At 46.7% G+C, this 22,039-nt stretch carries 24 protein-coding genes; 6 read left to right on the top strand and 18 right to left on the bottom strand.

Annotated elements, in window-relative coordinates:
- Positions 1-60: 60 nt before the first annotated feature.
- The 8 genes from ABRS97_RS12865 to alaS all read right to left on the bottom strand — a co-directional run bounded on the left by ABRS97_RS12865 (position 61) and on the right by alaS (position 7,595).
- Positions 61-1,344: a peptidase U32 family protein gene (locus ABRS97_RS12865; protein ID WP_367814412.1), complete on the bottom strand. Its 1,284-nt coding sequence runs from the start codon at positions 1,342-1,344 to the stop codon at positions 61-63.
- 22 nt (positions 1,345-1,366) lie between these two features.
- A complete protein-coding gene (locus tag ABRS97_RS12870) occupies positions 1,367-2,296 on the bottom strand; it encodes a peptidase U32 family protein (RefSeq protein WP_367814414.1) in 930 nt (309 codons plus the stop codon).
- Positions 2,297-2,333: 37 nt separating this feature from the next.
- The gene (gene mltG, locus ABRS97_RS12875; protein WP_367814416.1) at positions 2,334-3,440 is read right to left on the bottom strand and encodes an endolytic transglycosylase MltG; all 1,107 of its coding nucleotides are present in this window, start codon (positions 3,438-3,440) and stop codon (positions 2,334-2,336) included.
- An 83-nt stretch (positions 3,441-3,523) separates the two neighbouring features.
- Positions 3,524-3,820, bottom strand: coding sequence for a DUF1292 domain-containing protein (locus tag ABRS97_RS12880; RefSeq protein WP_367814417.1), 297 nt, complete (start codon positions 3,818-3,820; stop codon positions 3,524-3,526).
- Entirely contained in the window at positions 3,817-4,125 is a 309-nt protein-coding gene (locus ABRS97_RS12885; protein WP_367814419.1) for a DUF1292 domain-containing protein, read from the bottom strand. The genes ABRS97_RS12880 and ABRS97_RS12885 overlap by 4 nt, the downstream gene beginning before the upstream one ends.
- 6 nt (positions 4,126-4,131) lie before the next feature.
- A complete protein-coding gene (gene ruvX, locus ABRS97_RS12890; protein WP_367814420.1) occupies positions 4,132-4,548 on the bottom strand; it encodes a Holliday junction resolvase RuvX in 417 nt (138 codons plus the stop codon).
- Positions 4,549-4,565: 17 nt separating this feature from the next.
- Positions 4,566-4,826, bottom strand: coding sequence for an IreB family regulatory phosphoprotein (locus ABRS97_RS12895; protein WP_134753304.1), 261 nt, complete (start codon positions 4,824-4,826; stop codon positions 4,566-4,568).
- A 141-nt stretch (positions 4,827-4,967) separates the two neighbouring features.
- Positions 4,968-7,595 (bottom strand): alanine--tRNA ligase, encoded by a 2,628-nt coding sequence (gene alaS / locus ABRS97_RS12900; RefSeq protein WP_367814422.1) that lies wholly within the window; start codon positions 7,593-7,595, stop codon positions 4,968-4,970.
- Positions 7,596-8,067: 472 nt separating this feature from the next.
- Between alaS and ABRS97_RS12905 the strand changes: the two genes are divergently transcribed.
- Positions 8,068-8,295: a DUF3951 domain-containing protein gene (locus ABRS97_RS12905; RefSeq protein ID WP_367814424.1), complete on the top strand. Its 228-nt coding sequence runs from the start codon at positions 8,068-8,070 to the stop codon at positions 8,293-8,295.
- A gap of 212 nt (positions 8,296-8,507) precedes the next feature.
- Here the strand turns inward: ABRS97_RS12905 and ABRS97_RS12910 are convergent, their stop codons facing one another.
- From ABRS97_RS12910 to cymR, 5 genes are all read right to left on the bottom strand, one after another.
- Positions 8,508-9,578 carry an AI-2E family transporter gene (locus ABRS97_RS12910; RefSeq protein ID WP_367814426.1) on the bottom strand — a complete coding sequence of 357 codons (1,071 nt, stop codon included), beginning with the start codon at positions 9,576-9,578 and terminating at the stop codon, positions 8,508-8,510.
- Between the two features lie 179 nt (positions 9,579-9,757).
- Entirely contained in the window at positions 9,758-9,961 is a 204-nt protein-coding gene (locus tag ABRS97_RS12915; protein ID WP_367814428.1) for a hypothetical protein, read from the bottom strand.
- A 10-nt stretch (positions 9,962-9,971) separates the two neighbouring features.
- Positions 9,972-10,493, bottom strand: coding sequence for a PRC-barrel domain-containing protein (locus ABRS97_RS12920; RefSeq protein WP_367814430.1), 522 nt, complete (start codon positions 10,491-10,493; stop codon positions 9,972-9,974).
- 184 nt (positions 10,494-10,677) lie between these two features.
- Positions 10,678-11,826 (bottom strand): cysteine desulfurase family protein, encoded by a 1,149-nt coding sequence (locus tag ABRS97_RS12925; RefSeq protein ID WP_367814431.1) that lies wholly within the window; start codon positions 11,824-11,826, stop codon positions 10,678-10,680.
- 10 nt (positions 11,827-11,836) lie between these two features.
- Positions 11,837-12,256 carry a cysteine metabolism transcriptional regulator CymR gene (gene cymR, locus ABRS97_RS12930; RefSeq protein ID WP_367814433.1) on the bottom strand — a complete coding sequence of 140 codons (420 nt, stop codon included), beginning with the start codon at positions 12,254-12,256 and terminating at the stop codon, positions 11,837-11,839.
- Positions 12,257-12,499: 243 nt separating this feature from the next.
- Between cymR and mnmA the strand changes: the two genes are divergently transcribed.
- From mnmA to ABRS97_RS12945, 3 genes are all read left to right on the top strand, one after another.
- Positions 12,500-13,588 (top strand): tRNA 2-thiouridine(34) synthase MnmA, encoded by a 1,089-nt coding sequence (gene mnmA, locus ABRS97_RS12935; RefSeq protein ID WP_367814434.1) that lies wholly within the window; start codon positions 12,500-12,502, stop codon positions 13,586-13,588.
- Between the two features lie 69 nt (positions 13,589-13,657).
- Positions 13,658-14,326 carry an AlkZ-related protein gene (locus ABRS97_RS12940; RefSeq protein ID WP_367814435.1) on the top strand — a complete coding sequence of 223 codons (669 nt, stop codon included), beginning with the start codon at positions 13,658-13,660 and terminating at the stop codon, positions 14,324-14,326.
- Positions 14,327-14,435: 109 nt separating this feature from the next.
- A complete protein-coding gene (locus ABRS97_RS12945; protein WP_367814437.1) occupies positions 14,436-14,807 on the top strand; it encodes a DUF3889 domain-containing protein in 372 nt (123 codons plus the stop codon).
- Here ABRS97_RS12945 and ABRS97_RS12950 read toward each other — a convergent pair.
- The 5 genes from ABRS97_RS12950 to ABRS97_RS12970 form a co-directional block, all read right to left on the bottom strand.
- Positions 14,802-16,121 (bottom strand): replication-associated recombination protein A, encoded by a 1,320-nt coding sequence (locus ABRS97_RS12950; protein ID WP_367814439.1) that lies wholly within the window; start codon positions 16,119-16,121, stop codon positions 14,802-14,804. The genes ABRS97_RS12945 and ABRS97_RS12950 overlap by 6 nt on opposite strands.
- A 128-nt stretch (positions 16,122-16,249) precedes the next feature.
- Entirely contained in the window at positions 16,250-17,008 is a 759-nt protein-coding gene (locus ABRS97_RS12955; protein ID WP_367814441.1) for a tRNA threonylcarbamoyladenosine dehydratase, read from the bottom strand.
- A gap of 18 nt (positions 17,009-17,026) precedes the next feature.
- Positions 17,027-18,808, bottom strand: a complete 1,782-nt coding sequence (gene aspS / locus ABRS97_RS12960; RefSeq protein WP_367814443.1) for an aspartate--tRNA ligase — start codon at positions 18,806-18,808, stop codon at positions 17,027-17,029.
- Positions 18,809-18,850: 42 nt separating this feature from the next.
- Positions 18,851-20,110, bottom strand: a complete 1,260-nt coding sequence (gene hisS / locus ABRS97_RS12965) for a histidine--tRNA ligase (protein ID WP_367814444.1) — start codon at positions 20,108-20,110, stop codon at positions 18,851-18,853.
- Between the two features lie 473 nt (positions 20,111-20,583).
- A complete protein-coding gene (locus ABRS97_RS12970) occupies positions 20,584-20,889 on the bottom strand; it encodes a winged helix-turn-helix transcriptional regulator (protein WP_367814445.1) in 306 nt (101 codons plus the stop codon).
- Positions 20,890-21,010: 121 nt separating this feature from the next.
- Between ABRS97_RS12970 and ABRS97_RS12975 the strand changes: the two genes are divergently transcribed.
- Both ABRS97_RS12975 and ABRS97_RS12980 read left to right on the top strand, forming a co-directional pair.
- Positions 21,011-21,403 (top strand): DoxX family protein, encoded by a 393-nt coding sequence (locus ABRS97_RS12975; protein WP_367814447.1) that lies wholly within the window; start codon positions 21,011-21,013, stop codon positions 21,401-21,403.
- 306 nt (positions 21,404-21,709) lie between these two features.
- Positions 21,710-22,006 (top strand): hypothetical protein, encoded by a 297-nt coding sequence (locus ABRS97_RS12980; RefSeq protein WP_367814448.1) that lies wholly within the window; start codon positions 21,710-21,712, stop codon positions 22,004-22,006.
- The last annotated feature ends 33 nt before the right edge of the window (positions 22,007-22,039 follow it).

Consider the following 22,039-nt stretch of genomic DNA (forward strand, 5'->3'; position numbering starts at 1 on the left):
CGAAAAGAAAAAAAGAAGCTTTTTCCAATATATTTTACACTGAAAAAAGCTTCTATGGTACTATTTTCCTGTTTTTTTGCGGAGCATATCCCACCTGTTTACAGGGTGATTTGTACGCACCTTGACGAGTTGCAGAGGATGTCTGGCCGCATCCAATTCCTGTCCCTCTTCATTCCAAATCTTATCCACAACTTGTTTAAACTGAGTGCCATTGGGACCAAAAAATTCGACCTCTTGACCTTGTTTAAAGTGATTACGCTGTTGGATAACAGCGATACCTGTCTTCACGTCGTAGTCCATAACCAAACCTACGAAGTCGAAGCCGACCACCTTATCCTCCGGCTCGAAAATATGATCCTCATGCCCAGGAGCATCAAAGAAGAAACCTGAGTTCAACGGCCGATTCGCAGCCTTGTAGATTTCATCCTGCCACAGCGGATTCAGCGCATACTGTTCCGGGTCTGCAAAATAAGCGTCGATAGCTTGGCGATAAGCATTGACGACAGTCGCCACATAATGAATGCTTTTCATGCGGCCTTCAATCTTAAAACTGTCCACACCGGACTCGATCATATCTGGGATATGTTCAATCATGCTGAGGTCCTTCGATCCCATCGTGAACGCATCATCTTCATCGCTGAACAACGGCAGGTCCGTTGCCAGAGGTGAGGATAATGGTTGATCTTTCGCAAACAAATCATATTTCCAGCGGCACGATTGCGAACAGCCCCCCCGATTCGAATCTCGGTCCGTGAAATGGTTGGAAAGCACGCATCTGCCAGAGTACGAGCTGCACATCGCGCCATGGATGAACGCTTCGATTTCTACCTCAACATGATGTTTAATCTCATCAATTTCCTTCATGCTCACTTCACGCGCCAATACGACGCGTTCGATGCCCTGTTCTTTCCAGAACTTCACCGTTTGCCAGTTCATCGTCGATTGCTGCGTACTTAAGTGCACTTCCAGCTTAGGAGCTACCCTCCTAGCCGTCTGCATAATGATTGGATCCGCGGCAATTATCGCTGAGATTCCTACTTCCTGTAGTCCTGCTAAATATTCTTCCAAGCCGTCTATATCTTCATTGTGGGCATAAATGTTCGTAGCAACGAACACTTTGGCTCCATACTGGTTGGCGAATTGGACACCTTCGCGCATTTCCTCCAATGTAAAATTATCAGCGTTAGAGCGCAGACCATACTTTTGTCCGCCAATATATACAGCATCTGCTCCATAATGGATGGCAAATTTCAGTTTCTCTAAACTGCCGGCTGGAGCGAGCAATTCCGGTTTCTCCAAGCGTACGCGTTTGCCGCGAGCACGAGTTTCTACTGCTGTCGTCATTATCTTTTAACACCTGCTTTCCTCAATAAACCTGCTCTTTATAGAAAAACCCATAAGACAATTCACGTTCAGGATCTTGCAACTGCTGAATCGCATCCAGCCATTCCTGCTTGAACGAATACCCTTGCGGATCTGCCGCATACGCGTCAATTACCGCACGATAACTTTTGACAACTGCTTCATTATATGCAAACGACTTGAGAAGCCCTTCGATTTTTACACTATCCACATGCCCATCCATAAGTTCTGGCAAATTTTCCAGCATACAAATGTCCTCCGAGCTCATGATATGTGTCCCGTTCCGATCTTCGTAGACCGGATAACGCTGGTCACGGCGCTCATGTTCGATGAGGAACAAGCCCCGCTCCATAGAACGATCTTGTAAAGAAGCGTCTTTCCTTTGATGTTCCATATAATTTTTTACAAGCTCACGCTTAGAGTGATAAATATTAGTTATCCCATGAACCTGAACTTCAACTTCCAGTTCGGTATTTTGTTTGAAATCCAGAACCTGATCCATATTCAATTCTCTTGCCAAAACGACCCGTGTTGCGCCATGCTGACCCCAATAATTAGCTGTCGCGTAATTGGTTGATGTCATCTCCGCATTCCAGTGCAGCTTAACAGACTCTGGCAAGCTTCTAACAGCCATTAATACGGCAGGATCACCGAATATAAAAGCATCCACGCCATACAGCTGCAGCTTCGTTAAGTACAACGAAAGACCATCAAGGCTATCGTTATCAAAAATGTTGTTCACAGCCACATACACTTTCGCTCCGCGCTCATGAGCCCAAGCGACAGCGTGCTTGAGTTCCTCCAGCGTTACTTCACCAGGCAGGCGCAATCCATAGCGCTCTTCCCCGATAATCACAGCATCTGCGCCTGCTTCAATCAGGCGCTTCAATTCTGTAACAGAACCGCTGCTTACTACTAATTCCGGTTTTTTCACGTGCTTACCTTCCTTCTATCCGCTCCCCAAACTCGGGTTAATTCGCTGATTTCTTACTAGCAGCAATGTTCTTCTTATGTTCTTCGAACGTTTCTGCGAACAAATGACCTTTTGTGCCGTCTTTCTTCGTCACATAGAACAAATACTTCGTCTCCTCCGGATATACCGCTGCTTGAATAGAGGCTAAGCTCGGGCTGGCAATTGGACCTGGAGGCAGACCCGCATTTAAATACGTATTATAAGGGCTTTGAATTTGCAAATCTTTCTCCAACAGCCGTTCTTTCGGCTTATCGAATAAATATTGCACCGTTGCATCAATTTGAAGCGGCATATTCTTTTTCAATCGGTTATTGATAACTCCGGATACAAGCGCCCGCTCCTCATTCACGACGACCTCACGTTCGATTAAGGAAGCAATCGTCAGCATTTGATGGACCGTAAGTCCGCGTGCTTGAAGCTTGTCCTTCCAATCTGGAGGCAGCGTCCCCAACTTTTTATCGAGCTCTTGCAGCGAACGCTCAATGAAATCTTGTTCCGTTGAGCCTTTTTTGAATTCATAAGTTTCTGGGAACAAGTAACCTTCTAAACGATGCCTGATATTTTTGTTGTCAGGAAGCGTACCCAGCGCATCAGCTTGGAATTGTGCTGGCGCCTCAACCTCTTGGAGGAAAACATCCGACTTCCAAGGCGTTTGCTCCCTGAGCTTATCGGCAATTTGCCCAATCGTAAAGCCTTCCGGAATCGTCACGCGAATGACTTCCTGTTTAACTGTTTCACCTTTATTCAGCTTCTCAATCATTTCATCAAAGCTCATTCCAGGCTTCATGCTGTATTCCCCAGCCTGAAGACGCGCCCCCATCTTCTTCACTTTTAAATAATAGGTAAAAATGGATGCGTTCTTAATTAGCCCCTTCGCTTCAAGCTCACTGGCAATTGCGGAAGAGCCAGCCCCCTGCGGGATCGTTACTCTCACTTCCTGATCCGATGCTGGCATAGGCCGCAGCGCATTCGCCACATAAAGTCCAATGCCGCTCACCCCGCCAATAATAAGAAGCAGCAGTAAACTGATAATAAGCAGCATGACTTTCAGCTTGCTCCGCTTAGGCCTCACTACTTCGCTTTGTTGATCCAACAGATCGTCCACATGGTTCCTCCCCCAACAAATGAGAAAACCTCTAACGATGTCGCTCATGATTGAGCAACCGCGTGTAGAGGCAATTTTGCTTCTTACAAATCTTCCTGCTCAGGGAACACCATTTCATCATAGAGCTCCGAAACAGTCTCCCATTCATCGTCATCTTCGATCGTTTCGAGTTCATACTGCTGATCTGCGCCAACAACGACTCGAAAAACGGCGACTTCATCGTCCTTCTTGAGTGCCTCGGATTGCAAGACAGCATACGTATGTTCACCGTAAACGAACTCTTTCAGCAGACGATAAACCGTTGATTCGTTTTGCTCGTCAAACAAAATGATATCATCCCCATAAGCATTCCGCAATATATCTGTTTGCGTCGTACTCATGCCTCGTCTTCCTCTTCATACTCAGCCATTAACGTGTTGAAAGTTTCTTCAACAATGTTCCACTCTTCTTCATCCTCAATGGTAAACAGCTTCAAATCTTCGCCGTCTTCATCTTCTTCATAACGGAACGCATAGACTTCATCTGTTTCTTCGTCTTCAGTCTCTACGGGAACGACCATCATGTATTTCTTATCAGAACCGTCCACTTCGAATTTCATGATGACCTCGAATTCTTCCTCGTTGCCTTCATCGTCTGGGATGTAAATGATTTCCGGTTCTTCCTCACGCAATTCTTCTTTGGACATGTTCATTCACCTCTTCATATTAGCATCCATATACCCTTGTAAAATGAGCTGTGCGGCCATTTTATCAATAACCGTCTTCCGCTTTTTACGGCTAACATCCGCTTCAAGAAGCGCGCGTGTCGCAGCGACAGTCGTCAGCCTTTCATCCCACAAGTGCACAGGTACATTTAGTCTTTGCTGCAAATCTTCAGAAAATGCGATGGCGATCTCTCCCCGAGGGCCAATCGTATTGTTCATATTTTTGGGCAGGCCTACGATAATTTCAGATACCCCGTATTCCTTAACAATTGCTTCCAGCCGCTCCCACTCGTGCTCAGGCTTTCGACGCTGAATAACTTCCAGACCTTGAGCGGTCCAGCCGAGCTCATCGCTGACGGCTACGCCAATTGTTTTATCCCCATAATCCAAGCCCATCCATCTCATGTCGGTTCTCTTTTCCCCTATTTGTGTTGGCCCAGATAAGAACGTACTAGTTCCTCGATCAGTTCATCCCGTTCCCGCTTACGAATGAGACTCCGAGCATTGTTATGTCGTGGGATATACGCAGGATCTCCGGAGAGCAAGTACCCGACAATCTGGTTAATCGGATTATACCCTTTTTCCTGAAGAGCATCGTAAACCGCTAATAACACTTCTTTCGGTGATGTCTCAATTTCTTCTGCTTTGACGTTGAACTTCATCGTTTTATCCATGGAACTCATCAGGAGCACCCCACTTTCGATACCTTGTTTTGAAAGTCCTCGATAAAGGCAATTTCAAATTTCTAAAAAATGTTAAGTGTATACTGTGATATATTCTCTACGGGTTTAAAAATTCCTGTCCCGCAGAAAAATAATTATCGTTTATGCAAATTGGGATAGAAGCCCTTCGACTCCAGCAAGGGCCGATTGCAGCTTGTTTGCATCCTTACCTCCCGCTTGGGCCATGTCCGGACGACCCCCGCCGCTGCCGCCGCATTGCGCAGCGACTTCTTTAATGATTTTACCAGCATGGAAGCCTTTGGCTACGAGGTCAGGCGTGACCGCAGCGACTAGATTGACCTTGTCATCCGCAGAAGCGCCGAGGACGATAACAGCCGATCCCAGCTTGCCCTTCATCTCATCGACAATGTTTCTCAAGGAATCCATGTCCCCCGCATTCACTTGAGCAGCCAAAACGTTAACGCCGGCTACCTGCTTCACTTGATCCGTAAGCGAACCTGCCTCAATACGGCCTAGCTTGCTGCGCAGCGACTCGTTCTCACGCGAAAGTTCTTTCACTTGCTGCAGGGTGCTGTCCAGACGTTTAGGAACGTCTTGCACGTTTGATTTCAGCATGCCTGCCGCTTCCTTCAATAATTGCAGCTGCTGGTCAAGGAATTCATAAGCGCTGCGGCCTGTAACAGCTTCGATCCGACGGACGCCGGAACCAATGCCTGATTCGCTGACGATTTTGAACAGCCCAATCTGTCCCGTGTTCTGCACATGGCAGCCTCCGCATAGCTCAAGGCTATAGTCGCCGACTTGCACGACACGTACAATGTCGCCATATTTTTCGCCGAAAAGCGCCATCGCGCCCATAGCTTTTGCGTCTGCGATCGCTTTAAGCGAAATATCTACATTCGTGTTATTCCAAATTTGACGATTCACGCGTAGTTCTACATCCTGCAATTCTTCAGCAGTAATACTGCCGAAGTGGGAGAAGTCAAAGCGCAAGCGATCCGGCTCTACTAATGAGCCAGCTTGATTGACATGTGTTCCCAGCACTTCCTTCAGCGCCTTGTGAAGCAGATGTGTAGCCGTGTGATTTTTGATTGTATCTCCGCGCTGAGCGGACGCGACAACAGCTTCAACGCTATCGCCTTTGCGCAGTACGCCGGATTCAACAACGACTTTATGCACATGTTGACCGTGAGGCGCTTTGTTGACATCTTCCACTTTCAACGTTACCAGTCCGTTAGCGATTGTCCCATAGTCACTGACCTGACCGCCGCTTTCTGCATAGAACGGCGTGCGATCCAAGATCACTTGACAACTTTCTCCGACCCCAACGTGATCAACGAATTGATTCTCATGTACAATAGCAACAATACTAGCAGTTACTACCAGTTCATTATATCCAACAAATTCGCTTTTAACCGTGAAATCAGCGAGCGGCCCGCCCTGAACTTTCATGCCTGCATCATCATGGCGGGCAGCTCTTGCCCGTTCACGCTGCTCTTGCATGGAAGCATCAAACCCTTCACGATCGACCGTCAAGCCTTTTTCTGCGGCAAAGTCTTCAGTCAAATCAAAAGGGAACCCATACGTATCATACAGCTTGAACGCATCCGGTCCGCTAATTTGACTGCCGCCAGCTTGGCGCGTCTTTTCAACCATCTCCGCAAGTATATGAAGACCGTCACTGAGTGTTTCGTGGAAACGCTCCTCTTCAGTGCGAATTACTTTCTCAATAAACTCTCGCTTATCTACGACTTCCGCGTAGTAAACGCCCATGATTTCGCCGACCGTAGACACTAGCTTGTAAAGGAACGGCTTGTCCGTCCCCAGCACTTTGCCGTAACGGACAGCACGGCGAAGCAAACGGCGAATGACATAGCCGCGTCCTTCATTAGATGGAAGAACGCCATCACCAACGGAGAACGCTACGGTTCTGATATGGTCAGCAATAACTTTAAGCGCAACATCATGCTCTTCCGTCACGTGATAGTTCACACCGGCAAGCTCACACGTTTTATCAATGATAGGCTTAAACAAGTCTGTGTCGAAGTTCGAATCCACATCTTGCAGAATGGATGCGAATCGCTCCAAACCTGCGCCTGTATCAATGTTTTTGTTCGGAAGCGGTGTGTAGCTGCCATCTTTGTTATGGTTGAATTGGGTGAACACCAGGTTCCACACTTCCAGAAAGCGCTCGTTCTCGCCGCCCGGCCAGCATTCAGGATCAGAGAGATCGCCATACTTATCGCCACGGTCGTAGAAAATTTCCGTACAAGGACCACATGGACCTTCGCCGATATCCCAGAAATTATCTTCCTTCAGCTTATAAATGCGTTCTTCAGGAATGCCGATTTGCTTATTCCAGATCTCAAAAGCTTCCTCATCATCCTCATGAACGGTGACAGATATCCGGTTCGGATCAAAGCCAATCCATTGTGGATCGGTCAAAAACTCCCAAGCCCAAGGAATAACTTCTTTTTTAAAATAGTCTCCAATGGAGAAGTTGCCCAACATTTCGAAAAAAGTGTGGTGACGACGCGTTTTGCCGACGTTCTCAATATCGTTCGTGCGTATACATTTCTGTGCGTTCGTAATCCGAGGGTTCTCGGGAATTTCGCGGCCGTCCAAATAAGGTTTGAGCGGTGCAATACCCGCATTGATCCAGAGAAGAGACGGGTCGTTATGCGGAACGAGCGATGAACTTGGTTCTACTTTGTGCCCTTTGCTTGCAAAAAACTGTAACCACTTGGATCGGATTTCACTGGCTTTCATCTCATTCATGCCTCCATTTATGGATGTGTTCTCTTGTATTCAAACAAAAAACGCCCCTGCTGCTAAACAGGGACGAATCATCGCGGTACCACCCTGGTTATTGCGTTTATAGACTCTAACCCCAGTCAGAACCATAAACCCAATCTCCTTGTGCGGATTTGTAACGGGTCCAACCGGTGGAGTTCATCCACACTCCGAAACGAGCGTTCAGCCATCCTGGCATCGGTAGGTTCTTTCAGCCAACTGATCAGCGCTTTTCGCTTTTCACCGGAACCTTTTCTCTGACGATGAGTTATGGCTTACTGAAGTTTCATCAACGTTTTCACAATTGTGATAGATAAGGCAAATTATAACTTTATGCTTCCATACTGTCAAATATTTGTCCGCCCGAGAACGTTCTAAAATGATGAAACCACATTTTCTGGGCAACGTATATACTATAAAATTAGATTGATATTGGGAGGATGTTGAAATGGATTTCTCGTCTATCCTTTTGTTGTCACTAATTGGTCCTGTCTTTATTTTAATTATTTACATCATGGCCAAAACGCTTATTAAAAAAGAGATACCCGACAGCAGGTATAACCCCTTTGACTATATTACAGGACAAACCAAAATCGAATTCCAGGAACAGAAGGAGCAAAAGGAAGAAGATAACGATCAGGGCGACGATAAAAATAAGAATGAAAAAAATGTTTAATCTAGTTGACAATGATTCTCAATGGACATATAATAAAGTCAATGATAATGATTTTCATTATCGAATAGAACATCACAGCAAGATTTACTTGTTTCGTGGCTCATCATTCGATGGTTTACAATTGCCACTCCTTTCATATCCTCAACCCTCGTGCAGAACCCCTTGGACCATGATCCCGCAAGTCATGGCTCAAAGGGGTTTTGTGCGTCTATTCATACTGTCGGCCTGTGAATATAATGCAAAAACACATGCTGAACGATAACTTTCAACACGGCAAAGAAGGGAACAGCCAAGATCAGGCCTACAATTCCAGCCACCTCTCCCCCTACAAGAAGCGCAAAGATAATGAACAGCGGATGCATGTGAAGCGTCCGCCCTACCACCTGTGGCGAGATGACATTACCTTCCAATATTTGCACAGCCATATTAATCAAGGCAACGAATAGAACCATTTTCAATGATACCGTCGAAGCCATGATGATTGCCGGCGCCGCCCCGAAAAATGGCCCTAAATAAGGGATGATGTTGAACACCGTTACAACACTTGCTAACAACAGTGGGTAGGGCATCCCGATTAGCCAATAGCCTAAATAAGCGAGAATACCGATAATCAAGCACACGATCAACTGCCCTCGAATGTAATTGCCAAGCGCCGTATCAATATCGATAAGCAGCTTGACTGTCTTCTTCCGGTGCGCCTTCGGCACAATCGCCAGCGCCGTTTTCTCCATGAGTTGAAAATCTTTAAGAATATAGAAGGCAACAAAAGGGACAATGAAAGCGATGAACAGCATGTTGATCATGTTGCCGATTCCATTCACATAATCGGAGATTGCTATCGATATCGTTTCCTCCAGCTTGGTTAGAGAGTTATTTAATCCTTGCCGGACGCTGTCAGGCAGCAATTGATTCTGATTAAACCCATCAACTAAGGATTGGGCGTGCATCGCCATCTCTGGCATATGCTCATTCAGCTCCTTGAATTGCTTAATAAACATCGGTGTCATGTTCATGACAATGACGGTAAGTGCTGAAATGAACACACTGTAAATCAGAAGTACTGCAATCGTTCTAGGCACTTTACGCTGATTAAGAATATTGACGATCGGATTCAATATGTATGAAATTATTACAGCGATGATAAACGGGGTTAGAATTGCTTTCAGAAAGCGAAATAAGCTTACTAATATGGGATTGATTTTCAGCAGCATATAAAGCGTTGCCAGAGCAAGCAGGGTGTAGATCAACATCACAAACCATTTATTTCTCCAAAAGCGTTCCATTGTGTTCACCTCTGCATCAAGGTATAAGCTTCGCTAATACAGTATATGTACAACCTGTGAAAAATAACCCGCTGTCCGAGGTGTCGAGCGGACACCATGCAGTTCACACAAAAAACGCCATCCTTCAAGTGCTTGGGCAAGCACCTGAAAAATGACGTTGTATGATTGTACCTTTGGTGTTAATTGGCGTGCACATGAATTTGAGGAATCTCTTCCTCAAAAAATAAATCATCAAGAGAGCTTAACGTTCCATCTTCCTCAACTTGATACACGGACATTTTGTCGCCATTCACGCTGAGCTCGATGAAACAGCCCCAGCAGTAAAATTGATGGGAACCTATTTTCCCAATATCTTTGGAATTGCAGTTTGGACAACGCATCATGTTACTCACCCTATTCTTCTTTGGATACGAAGAGTTCTTCTACTTCTGATGTCGCATGTGTTGGCACGATAATAGCGTCCTCCCCTTTGGTCGCCGACTCTGGCATGGGAAGCCATCTACGCCCTTCCTTCAAATCAGAAATAAACCCTTCAGACAATTCATAGCCTACTATTTGTTTGCCCCAATCCTTGTTCAAATAAACATCTTCTACCACGCCTAATTGTTGGCCCCCCACTGTAATAACGGGAAGTCCTTTAATCTTACGGCTTCCTTCAAGTAGCGCATGCAGCCCTTCAGCTTGCTCCAGCTCTTGAATGACATTGTCGTTCAGTATGGTAACGGCATCTTCTCCAGCAGCAACAAGTTCCTCCCATGGAATGTACCGGAGAGAAGAGAACCAGTTCTTGCTTTCAAGTACGATGCCTTTTATGTTCCAAGTTGGATCTAGCAACAAATCTTTCACTTGACCTATTTGCTTACCCGTTTCTACCGTCAGAACGGGAAGTCCGATGAGATCGTGCGCTTTGCGCAAACAAAATTCCTCCTAATTTCCCCCACGAAGTGACGAGATGCTATGAAGCATAGTCCGTCCGCATAGAGCTGAAAGCTCGGTCGGCGTCTAAACTTTCAGCTTAAAGCGATCAAGCTTTCGACTTGCTTCGATAAGTGTTCATCCATTAACTTTGTGGGGGGGCCCCAAATAGAACCACCCGGTACTACTTACTACGCAACCGGTTCACAATGGTTGCAAGTTTTTGGGCGGCTGCTTCGATTTGCTCTATAGAATTCCCCATTCCAAAGCTAAATCGAACCGCGGAGGCTGTAGCACTTTCTGGAAGCTTCATGGCCTTCAGCACATGGGAAATTTCGAGAGAACCCGAAGTGCACGCAGAGCCGCTCGCGGCTGCCACACCTTCCAGATCAAGATTCATAAGCAGTGTTTCCGTTGAAATACCTGGGAAGCTGATGTTCAGAATATGCGGGATTGACTGTTCCTTGTGACCATTAATAACAAAACCTTCAAAGCCTAATTGTTCTTCCAAAACGGTAAGCATGATTTGACGAAGCTCCATAGCTTTATGTTGCATGCTTGCAATCATCGACAAACTGATATCGACGGCTTTAGCAAATCCTGCGATGCCCGCCATATTTTCGGTGCCGGAACGACGCTTCCTCTCTTGAGAACCGCCATAAACATGAGGCATCAGAATTGTATTCTTAGAGACATATAACGCTCCTACACCCTTGGGACCGTATATTTTGTGAGCGGAAAGACTCATCAAATCCACGGGCAGCGAGTCAAGATGCAGCGGCAGTTTACCCAATGCTTGAACGGCATCCACATGAAAGGGAATCTGCCGGCTTCTAGCCAGGAGACCCGCTTGCTCAATCGGTTGAATCGTTCCCACTTCATTGTTCACATACATCATAGAGATAAGCGCCGTATCCGGACGAATGGCTGCTTCCAGATCCTCGATTTGAATAAGACCGGTCGGATCTACTGGCAGGTAGGTAACCTCGTAACCGAGGTTTTCCAATCTCTCGCAAGGATGTAGTACGGCATGATGCTCAATTTGGGTTGTGATCACGTGCTTCTTACCGTATTTATTTGCGTTGAGCACACCGAAGATGGCCATATTGTTACTCTCGGTCCCACCGCTCGTATAAATAAGCTGCCCAGGCAGACAGCCTAATGAAGCTGCCATGGCGTCACGAAACCGATTCAAAGCCGTTCTTGCCGCTCTGCCGAAGCTGTGTGTGCTGGATGGATTGCCATAAAAAGCTGTATAGAAAGGAAGCATTGCTTCCACTACGTCGGGATGCACAGGCGTTGTCGCCGCGTGATCTAAATAAATAGGAAACATAATCGCACCTTTAGATATAGAACATATAGTTGTCGTTCGTGCCTTGATCTTCGAAAGAAATTAAATTAGCCAATGTCGTTGAATCCAACACATCTGCAATGCTATCGCGAATGCGAATCCATAGATCCCGTTTGGCAGGATCGTCTTCTTCCGTAAAGTCTACGGGACTGATTGGCCCTTCCAATACGCGAATTACTTCACCAGCTGTTACCAGTTCAGGAGATTTCGATAGAATATATCCGCCGTATGCACCGCGAATACTTTTCACCAAGCCTGCATTTCTTAGCGGAGCCACGAGTTGTTCCAGGTAATGCTCGGAAAGCTGATGTTTTTCCGCAATGCTTTTGAGTGAAGTCGGTCCTTCACCGAATCTATTGGCCAGCTCCATCATGATTGTTAAACCATATCGGCCTTTTGTAGAAATTTTCAAAATAACACCTCATTCAACATTTATACCATCAAGGTCGTCTCTATCCTGCTAAACAGCGTTTCCATTTTAAGCAAAAACATTCCTAAACATCTGCATATCATATATATGTTATCATAATTCCTTGTTTTGTGGGAGAAAAACAATGACATTCTCATGAAATATTTTATATTTTCAGAGGGGACATGTATAATAGTGAGAGTTTCACTATGACTTGCAGGATAGGTAGAAAAGAGGTATACAGCTATGAGTAAAAAAACAAGGGTTATTCTAGGCATGTCCGGCGGAGTGGATTCTTCCGTGGCAGCGCTTCTGCTTAAGGAGCAAGGTTACGAAGTGATCGGCATATTCATGAAAAATTGGGACGATACCGATGAATTCGGGCATTGTACCGCAGAAGAAGATGCAGAGGATGTCAGAAGGGTTTGCGATCAGCTCGACATCCCTTTCTATACAGTAAATTTCGAGAAGCAATACTATGATAAAGTGTTCGCCTATTTCTTGGACGAGTATACCAAAGGCCGCACGCCGAACCCTGATGTGATGTGTAACCGGGAAATCAAGTTCGGTGAGCTGCTGCAAAAGGTTATCGATCTGGGCGGCGACTATATCGCCACAGGCCATTACGCGCAGGTCAAAGAGCAAGATGGCGAGTATATGCTGCTTCGCGGCAATGATTCCAACAAGGATCAGACTTACTTCCTGAATGTTCTGAATCAACAGCAATTATCCAGAGCTATGTTTCCAATCGGTCATTTGCCGAAGCCAAAGGTTCGCGAAATTGCAGAAGCCGCCGGACTGGCGACAGCTAAAAAGAAAGACAGCACGGGGATTTGCTTTATCGGCGAGCGTGACTTTAAGCAGTTTCTAAGTCAGTATCTTCCTGCAAAACCAGGCAACATGGTCGATATCCGAAATGGTGAAGTGAAGGGTCGTCACGATGGTCTCATGTACTACACGCTTGGGCAAAGACAAGGCTTGGGCATAGGTGGTTCAGGTTCAGGTGAACCGTGGTTTGTTGTTGATAAAGATTTGGAAAACAACCGTCTGCTGGTCGTTCAAGGCGAGCAATACCCAGGTCTCTATTCCAAAGGGTTAACCGCCACGGATGTGAACTGGATCAGCCCTAACAAGCCGACCGGTACCTTTGCCTGTACAGCGAAATTCCGCTATCGTCAGCCAGATCAAGGCGTTCGCATTACTTTAAGCGAAAATGGAACTTGTGAAGTCGTATTTGATCAACCGCAAAAAGCCGTGACACCGGGACAATCCGTCGTCTTCTATCAAAACGATGTATGCCTAGGCGGAGGCGTCATCGACAAGGTTCATAAATAAATCCATTTCTAGGAATATTTGAGAATAGGGATAGGGGATGTTGAGTTGGTGGAAAAGAAGGCAATTTCGATGAAAGCCGCAACTTATGCAGAAGCGGCTAAGATTGTGAAAGAGGTAGGTATTCTTCCCCTATCCTCCTTCATACCAGATCATCCTTCGCTTGAATCCATTACGGAAAAAGAACAATGGCATACAGGTTTAGAGGATGACCCCTGGCTTTGGCGAGACCGTTTTCCAGGCGATGGCTTAGCCGCATACGGTCGTTTTTTTGCTAAAAAGCCTTTGTTGATCGCTGCTGATCTGTTCCCATTAGTGAAAAACATATTGGAAGAACCCTACTCTGTGGATGAACGCTATCAGGATGGGCAGCTGCCTAAATCAGCTGTGGAGCTCTTTGAGGCTGTTTCTGAAAATGAGGGAATCGATGTCAAAGAGCTTCGAGCGAAGACCGGGATGAAAGCCAAGGAATCCAAGAATGAATTTGACCGCGCGCTGATTGAGCTTCAAAGCACAACAGACCTCCTCATTGCCGGCATTAGCGAGCGTTTGAATGCAAATGGGGTCAAAAGTGGCTGGAACAGCACTTGCTATATGACTGCCGCTCATTGGATGGAGCTTCATGGTCTTGAACCGAATACACTGCCTACTCCTGAAGCTAAAAGTATGCTTAGAACAAAGCTGCAAGGAAGATGCAGCGAAGCAGCGCTTGCTTATTTGTACAAGATATTCCGTCTGTAGCTGAAACCCTGCCAACTCTGAACCAGCCCTGTTGATAATTACCTTTCGCCGTCTCGTATACGGGCATGATCAACCGCTAACGATAACTGCGAAGGGTGTGAAAGAGTTCATGAGTAAAGCAGCAGCCGTCCTTTTTGTCCTATGCGCATGTTGGCATGTAGAAGCAGCAGCTACTACGGAGGGAAACAATGAAGTGATAAGGATCGAGCAAGCGCAGACGAATGAAAATGAGCCTGAGTATGCCAAGTGGAGTCGTCTCGCTTTTCATGAGGCAAGCAAGATTTATACGTTATTGGATTATCGATATATAGGCCAGACCCATGTTGCGCCAGGTGTTGACCAGCAGCAATTCCGTTTCTGGGTCAAGAAAAAAGATGCGGAATTTCCGTTGATTGTGTCGATTCGCTACAATCCGGTGACTCAAAAAGAGTTTAGTGTCACCATGGAAGAAGAAAGAAGAGGGAACGTACAGCTCTTATGAGACTGTAGGTCTACCTCTTCTTTTTTGTTGGTTCTGTTTCATTTTCTCTTCCGTTCCTTGCTCGCTGGCATTAAAAATGACTTCGTTCTTAATTTCATCCGGCAAATACTGCTGCGCGACATAGTGCCCTGGATAATCATGCGGGTACATGTAGCCTTTATGCCCCAACTTTTCTGCTCCTTTGTAATGCGTATCTCTCAAATGCAGCGGTACATCCGCAGATCTGATCTGATCCATTAGCTGAGTCGCTCTCGCGATAGCGATTGGAATGGAATTGGATTTAGGACTTTCTACAGCAAAAAGTATTGCCTGGGAAATGACGTACTTGGACTCCGGCCATCCGATCTTATGATAGGCATCCATGGCCGTTACGGCTTGCATCATGGCCTGCGGATTCGCCAGGCCAATATCTTCACTGCAGGCGACAATCAGACGCCGCAGGAACGTCATTGGATCCATGCCGAGCTTCTCGACGGCATAGAGGAACCAGAACAGCGCGGCGTCGCTGGAGCCGCGCACGCTTTTGTGAAAAGCGGACAAGACGTCGTATTGCGTCGACTCGTCCGCTTTCACGATCGGGCGGCGGATGGATTCTTCTGCCACCTCGAGCGTAATCTGAACCGTTCCGTCCGGTTCAGGGGAAGTTGTCAGCGCTGCAAGCTCCAGCGCGTTCAGCGAACGGCGGATATCGCCTACGGCCATCCGCGCAATATGCTCCAGCGCCTCCTCATCCACGCGGAGGCGCATGAAGCCGAGCCCCTTCACAGGATCGACGAGCGCTCTTCGCATCGCGATGAGCGCATGCTCCGCCGTGAGGGCCCTAAGCTGAAAGAGCGTCGAGCGCGACAGCAAGGCCCCATTCACATGGTGGAACGGGTTCTCTGTCGTCGCGCCGATGAAAATCAGGATGCCCTGCTCTACCGCAGGCAGCAGCGCATCTTGCCTCGAGGTATTGAAGCGATGCACCTCGTCGAGAAACAATGTTGTTTTGCGCCCATAAAGCGCTTTATTCGACTTCGCCAGTTCAATGACTTCCCGCACGTCTTTGACTGAAGCGTCAACCGCATTCAGTTTGATGAACTCTCCCTGTGTGCGATTCGCAATAATATTCGCCAATGTTGTTTTTCCGGTTCCCGGAGGACCATAAAGTAAAATAGAATTCACCTGATCCGCTTCAATGGCGCGCCGCAGCAGCTTTCCCCGTCCGATAATATGTTCCTGTCCAATATACTCCTCAAGCGTTGCAGGCCGCATCCGATCGGCTAAAAGCTTACCGCTAGGTTCTTGCTGCGAGGCATATGTGAATAAATCCATAATAGGCTGTTTCCTTTGCTATATTTCTAGAATAAACGTATGTTCTATTATACCCCGCCGGGGAAGCGGTGTCATGTAAAGATAAAAAAGAACGAATACCCTCAGTGGTATCCGTTCTTTCTTCTCAATTAACTTTGCTTTTTCTCTGCGCTCTCCAGCAAGTCCTTAACGGCGACGCTAACCATAATCAATCCGGCCACTGGCGGAACGAAGGCGTTGCTCGCCGGCGGCATCTGCGCTTTACGAATTTCTGGCGCATTTGCAGGCACGATCTGCTGTGTAACATCCTCACGAGGCTTCATCGGCTGCTCGGTCGAGAATACGACCTTCACACCCTTCTTGATCCCTTCCTTACGCAGCTTGTGACGAACGACGCGAGCGATAGGATCCATGCTCGTTTTCGAAATGTCAGCAACCTTGAATTGTGACGGATCCATCTTGTTAGCCGCCCCCATACTGGAGACGATCGGAATTTTCCGCTCCAAGCACTGCTTGATCAAATGGATTTTGTAAGAGATCGTATCGCTGGCATCTAGTACGTAATCAAGCGGGAACTCAAAAAACTTCTCATACGTTTCTTCTGTGTAAAACATGCGCAAGGCAATGACATCACATTCCGGATTAATCAACTTAATTCGATCGCGCATCAAGTCTGCCTTCGGCTGTCCCACCGTCGTGGTGAGCGCATGTATCTGACGATTAATATTCGTGATATCGACAACGTCTTTATCGACTAAAATAATCCGTCCCACACCTGTACGCGCCAACGCTTCGGCGGCTATGGAGCCTACGCCGCCTATGCCGAGCACGGCGACCGTACTATTTTTCATTACATTGAGGCCTTCTGGGCCTATGGCCAGTTCCGTCCGTGAAAATTGATGGAGCATGGAAACACGTCCTCTTTCTTAAGCTTTAGCAGCAGGCTGCTTCAGTGCTACCCGAATAGACAGCTGCTCTAATTGCTTGTCGTCTACAGTTCCTGGCGCATCCGTCAACAGATCCGTCGCACTCGCCGTTTTCGGGAATGCAATTGTTTCTCTCAAGTTCGTGCGGCCGGTAATCAGCATCACTAGACGGTCGAAGCCGAAAGCAAAACCACCGTGTGGAGGCGTGCCATACTCGAAAGCTTCGAGCAGGAAGCCGAACTTCTCAGTCGCCTCTTCTTTGGAGAAGCCAAGCGCTCCAAACATTTTCTCTTGTACTTCACGTTGATAAATACGCATGGAGCCGCCGCCCACTTCATAACCATTCAGCACCAAGTCATAAGCTTGCGCACGGATTTGTCCAGGGTCTGTATCGAAGAGATGAATATCATCTTCATTAGGACGTGTGAATGGGTGATGTTCTGCGACATAACGTTTCGCCTCTTCATCATAGCCAAGCAATGGGAAGTCTACGACCCAAGCATATTTGAACTTGGAATCATCAATGAGCCCAAGATCACGGCCAATTTTCAAGCGCAGGTTGCCGAGAACGTCTGCAACGACTTTTTTCTTATCGGCGGAGAAAAGAAGCAAGTCGCCTTCTTCAGCGCCTAAACGCTCAGTCAATGCTGCAATCTCAGCTTCATTGAAAAACTTCACGATAGGCCCTTTGAACTCGCCGTCTTTCACTTGAATCCAAGCCAAACCTTTGGCTCCATAACGTGACGCAAAAGTTCCCAGGTCGTCGATATCTTTACGGCTCCATGTACCGCAGCCTTTGGCGTTCAGCACTTTCACTTGACCGCCGGCTTTGATTACATTAGCAAATACTTGTACGCCTGAAGTTGCAACGATATCAGAAACGTCTTCAAGTTCTAAACCGAAACGAAGGTCCGGTTTGTCTGATCCATATTTGCCCATAGCATCCGCATAAGTGATGCGTTGGAATGGACGAGGAATTTCAACATTCGCCGTCTCTTTCATCAGATTCACTACAAGCTCTTCCAGAATATCCAGAAGCTGATCTTGCGCTAAGAAGGAAGTCTCGATGTCGACTTGCGTGAATTCCGGTTGACGGTCAGCACGAAGATCTTCGTCACGGAAGCAACGAGCGATTTGATAGTAACGTTCAAGACCACTAACCATCAACAATTGTTTAAAGATTTGCGGAGATTGCGGCAAGGCGAAAAACTCGCCTGGATGCACGCGGCTCGGTACCAAATAATCACGAGCGCCTTCCGGTGTGCTTTTGGTCAAAATGGGCGTTTCTACCTCAATGAATCCTTGATCGTCAAGGAAATTGCGGAACACTCTTGCCGCTTTGGAACGAAGCGCGAGCGTTTTTTGCATTTCGGGACGACGGAGGTCGAGATAACGATATCTTAAGCGAACAGCCTCATCCACATCTACACCGTCTTCGATGAAGAACGGAGGCGTTTTGGCTGCGTTCATGATTTCAATTTCAGTTACTTGAATTTCAATTTCACCCGTCGCGATATTTTTGTTAACCGTCTCCGCATCGCGTTCAACAACTTTTCCTATTACCGCCAGCACATATTCATTACGTGCGCGATCCGCGATAGCTAGAGCATCTCCTGAGAAATCTGGGTTGAATACCGTCTGCACCAAACCGCTGCGATCGCGAAGATCAATGAACAGCACGCCCCCAAGGTCGCGTCTTCTTTGAACCCATCCATTTAGTACTACCGTCTGTCCAATATGCGCTTTTGTAAGCTGCCCGCAATGATGTGTTTTGAGCATCATAATCGTATTTCCTCCTCATAGGGTTATAAAATGGGTAAATTTCTATTCAAAAAGTGTTTTCGAAGCGTTCGAAGCAAGCTCCGCCAGGGAAACCGTCATTTGATCTCCTGTTTCCATCTTCTTTAGCGTGATTTCGCCCCGAACGAGCTCGTCGTCACCAAGAATGGCGACAAAAGTCGCATGAAAGCGGTCTGCCGATTTCATTTGCGCTTTCAGTTTACGCCCTTGGTAATCTTTCTCTGCGGCTATGCCCTGCTGCCTCAATTGGTGCAAGAGTTTCGTGATTTCTTTCTCTGCGGCTTCGCCAAGCCCGATTAAGTACAGATCGAGCGGCTCCGGCTTCGGAATTTCGACCCCTTGCGCTTGCAGCACGAGCAAAATCCGCTCAAGCCCAAGTCCTAAACCAACGCCTGGTTGGTCATTACCTCCGATTTGCTCAACGAGGCCGTTGTATCGTCCCCCGCCGCCAATCGTATCAATCGCACCGATACCCGCTGCTTTGTATTCAAAGGCCGTATGCGTATAGTAGTCCAGTCCGCGTACAAGGCGAGGATTAATTCGGAATGGAATACCCATCCCCAGCAGATGCTCTTGAACCAATTGGAAGTGCGTTTGGCATTCTTCGTCCAGGTACTGTAGGATGTCTGGCGCGCCTTCACCGTATTTTTGATCCTTTTTACAGTCCAGAATGCGCATAGGATTGCGCTCGTAGCGGGATTGGCAGTCTTTGCAGAGCTGATCCTTCACCGGTGCGAAAAATTCCTGAAGCTTCTCGCGATACGCAGTTCTTACGGAAGGGGTACCGACGGAGTTCACCTCGACTGTAACCTCTTTTAGCCCAATTTCTTTGTAGAACGTATAACCAAGCGCAATAACCTCAGCATCGATACTCGGATCGACTGATCCGAACGCTTCAATACCGAACTGATGAAACTGACGGTATCTGCCAGCCTGCGGCTGTTCATAGCGGAACATAGGTCCCACATAGTACAGCTTACTCACATCAGGCTCGCCGTACAGTTTATTCTCCACAAAAGCCCGTACAACACCCGCTGTCCCCTCTGGACGCAGCGAGATGCTGCGATCACCTTTGTCGAGGAATGTGTACATCTCTTTCTCAACAATGTCCGTTGTCTCTCCGACGCCTCTGGAGAAAAGCTCGGTGTGCTCGAAAATAGGCGTACGGATTTCCTTGTAATTAAATCTCCTGCACAGTTCTCTTGCTTTCGACTCCAAATACTGCCACTTTTCGACCTCTCCGGGGAGGAGATCCTGTGTGCCCTTAGGCTTTTGAATGCTCATTTGTTCAACCTCCTAATCCTTGTCTTTAAACTTCTTTTAAATAACCTCGAATAGAAACAAAAAAACCTCTCGCCTCTGACTGTTTTGTCAGGGACGAGAGATTTGATCAACAAATTCACCCGTGGTACCACCCACATTCAGCAAGCTGCTAATCATATCCTCTGAGACTATGATCAAACAATCCTGCTCTTTACGGTTAACGCCCGTTACACGCACAGCAGCTACTAGGCAACAACTCTCTTAAAAGTTGGCTTGCAGTTCCCTGCCGGTCCTCCGGGAAGTCTTTTCATTCGCTCATCATAAGGAAGCTTGCAGCCATGACTTCCCTCTCTGATCTATGTGGAGGCGAATTACTTTATCCCTTCAATGGATCGAAGAACTATAGAATTACATTATTGATTATTGTAATCATTACCAGACCCAAAGTCAAGAGACAGGAGTACTCCCATCTACGTGCACAAGTGCCGGTATAATCAATGGAGGTCTGCCCATTTTTGCAGCTCATCCATAACTGGTTTAAGCCCTTTACCTTTAACCGTCAACTCGTACTCAATACGTACAGGTGTTTCCGGGTATACGTGTCGGATGATGATTCCAGCAGCCTCAAGCTCCTTGAATCTTTCTGAAAGCATTCGATCGCTCATACTCGGGATCAGCTCAGAGATATCCTTAAACCTTTTCGGTCCGGTCAGCAGCACAGTAATGATGAGTCCCGTCCAGCGCTTTCCCAGCAGTTCGAATGCGTTCTCGAATTTAGGACATAGTTGATATTCTTCCATATGAATCATCTCCTTATTAACAATTTTAACATAGTCGCTTGACAAAAGTAAGTGATTCGTAATAATATACTAACATAAAGTAAGTCATTATACAAAATATATCTTAAGAGGAGTTGTTAGTATGGCTTTAGGTCTACTTATTATTCGGTTGGTTATTGGTTTGACATTCGCGGCACATGGTACTCAGAAGGTGTTTGGCTGGTTCGGCGGGTATGGTCCAAAAGGAACGGGGGGCTTCTTTGAATCCATTGGCATCAAGCCAGGTGTGTTAATGGCCGTTCTTGCCGGTCTTGCGGAAATTGCCGGCGGATTGCTTTTCGCAGCTGGTCTTTGGACGATCGCAGGTGCTGCTCTTATCGTACTCACAATGTTAGTCGCTATAATCAAGGTTCATGGTAAAAATGGTTATTGGGTCACTGCAAACGGAATCGAATACAATGTTGCCTTAATCGTCATTGCTATTGGAGTCGCACTAATTGGCGCTGGCGACTATTCGTTAGATGCTATCTTATAAGTTGTCAAAATAAGATTAAACCCGACACAGCTGAGAGCTGAATCGGGTTTTTTGCACGTTTAGACAAGAAAATAGCCTGCAACACATTGGTTGCAGGCCTCAAGTATATATTTTAAAGGGGGTCGAAATTTATTATATCCCCGCTTGATTAAACGTACATGAAAATTAAATTACAATTACATTACAAAAGCTTCGTGCATTTTCACCAATTTTCATTTCTTTGTCCCCGTATATTCATCTAATTTCCACATATACATGTACAACAAGGGCGATATCCTTGAACTCTCAATCAGGAGGCTGGTTACAATGACAACACAAAATGGATTTCAAGAAGAACCGCAAGATCTGTTGGTGCTCTTCTCCGAAGAAGCCGAAGAAGAAGTAACAGAGGCTGCCGAAGAAGCAGCCGAGGAAGAAGCTTCAGATGAGGTTGAAGCGGAGGAGGCTCCCGAAGAAGATGAGGCTGAGGATGGGGAATCAGAAGAAGACGCAGTAGATGAAGAAGCATCAGAAGAAGCAGAAGCGGAAAACGAAGAAGCTGCCGAAGAAGCTGCCGAAGAATCCGCCGAAGTTGAAGCGGATGCCTCCGACACCGTCGAATAACTGTAAACGCAGTCAACCCCATCTGACAAAAAG

Source organism: Paenibacillus tabacirhizosphaerae (assembly GCF_040812395.1).
Taxonomy (GTDB): Bacteria; Bacillota; Bacilli; order Paenibacillales; family NBRC-103111; genus Paenibacillus_E.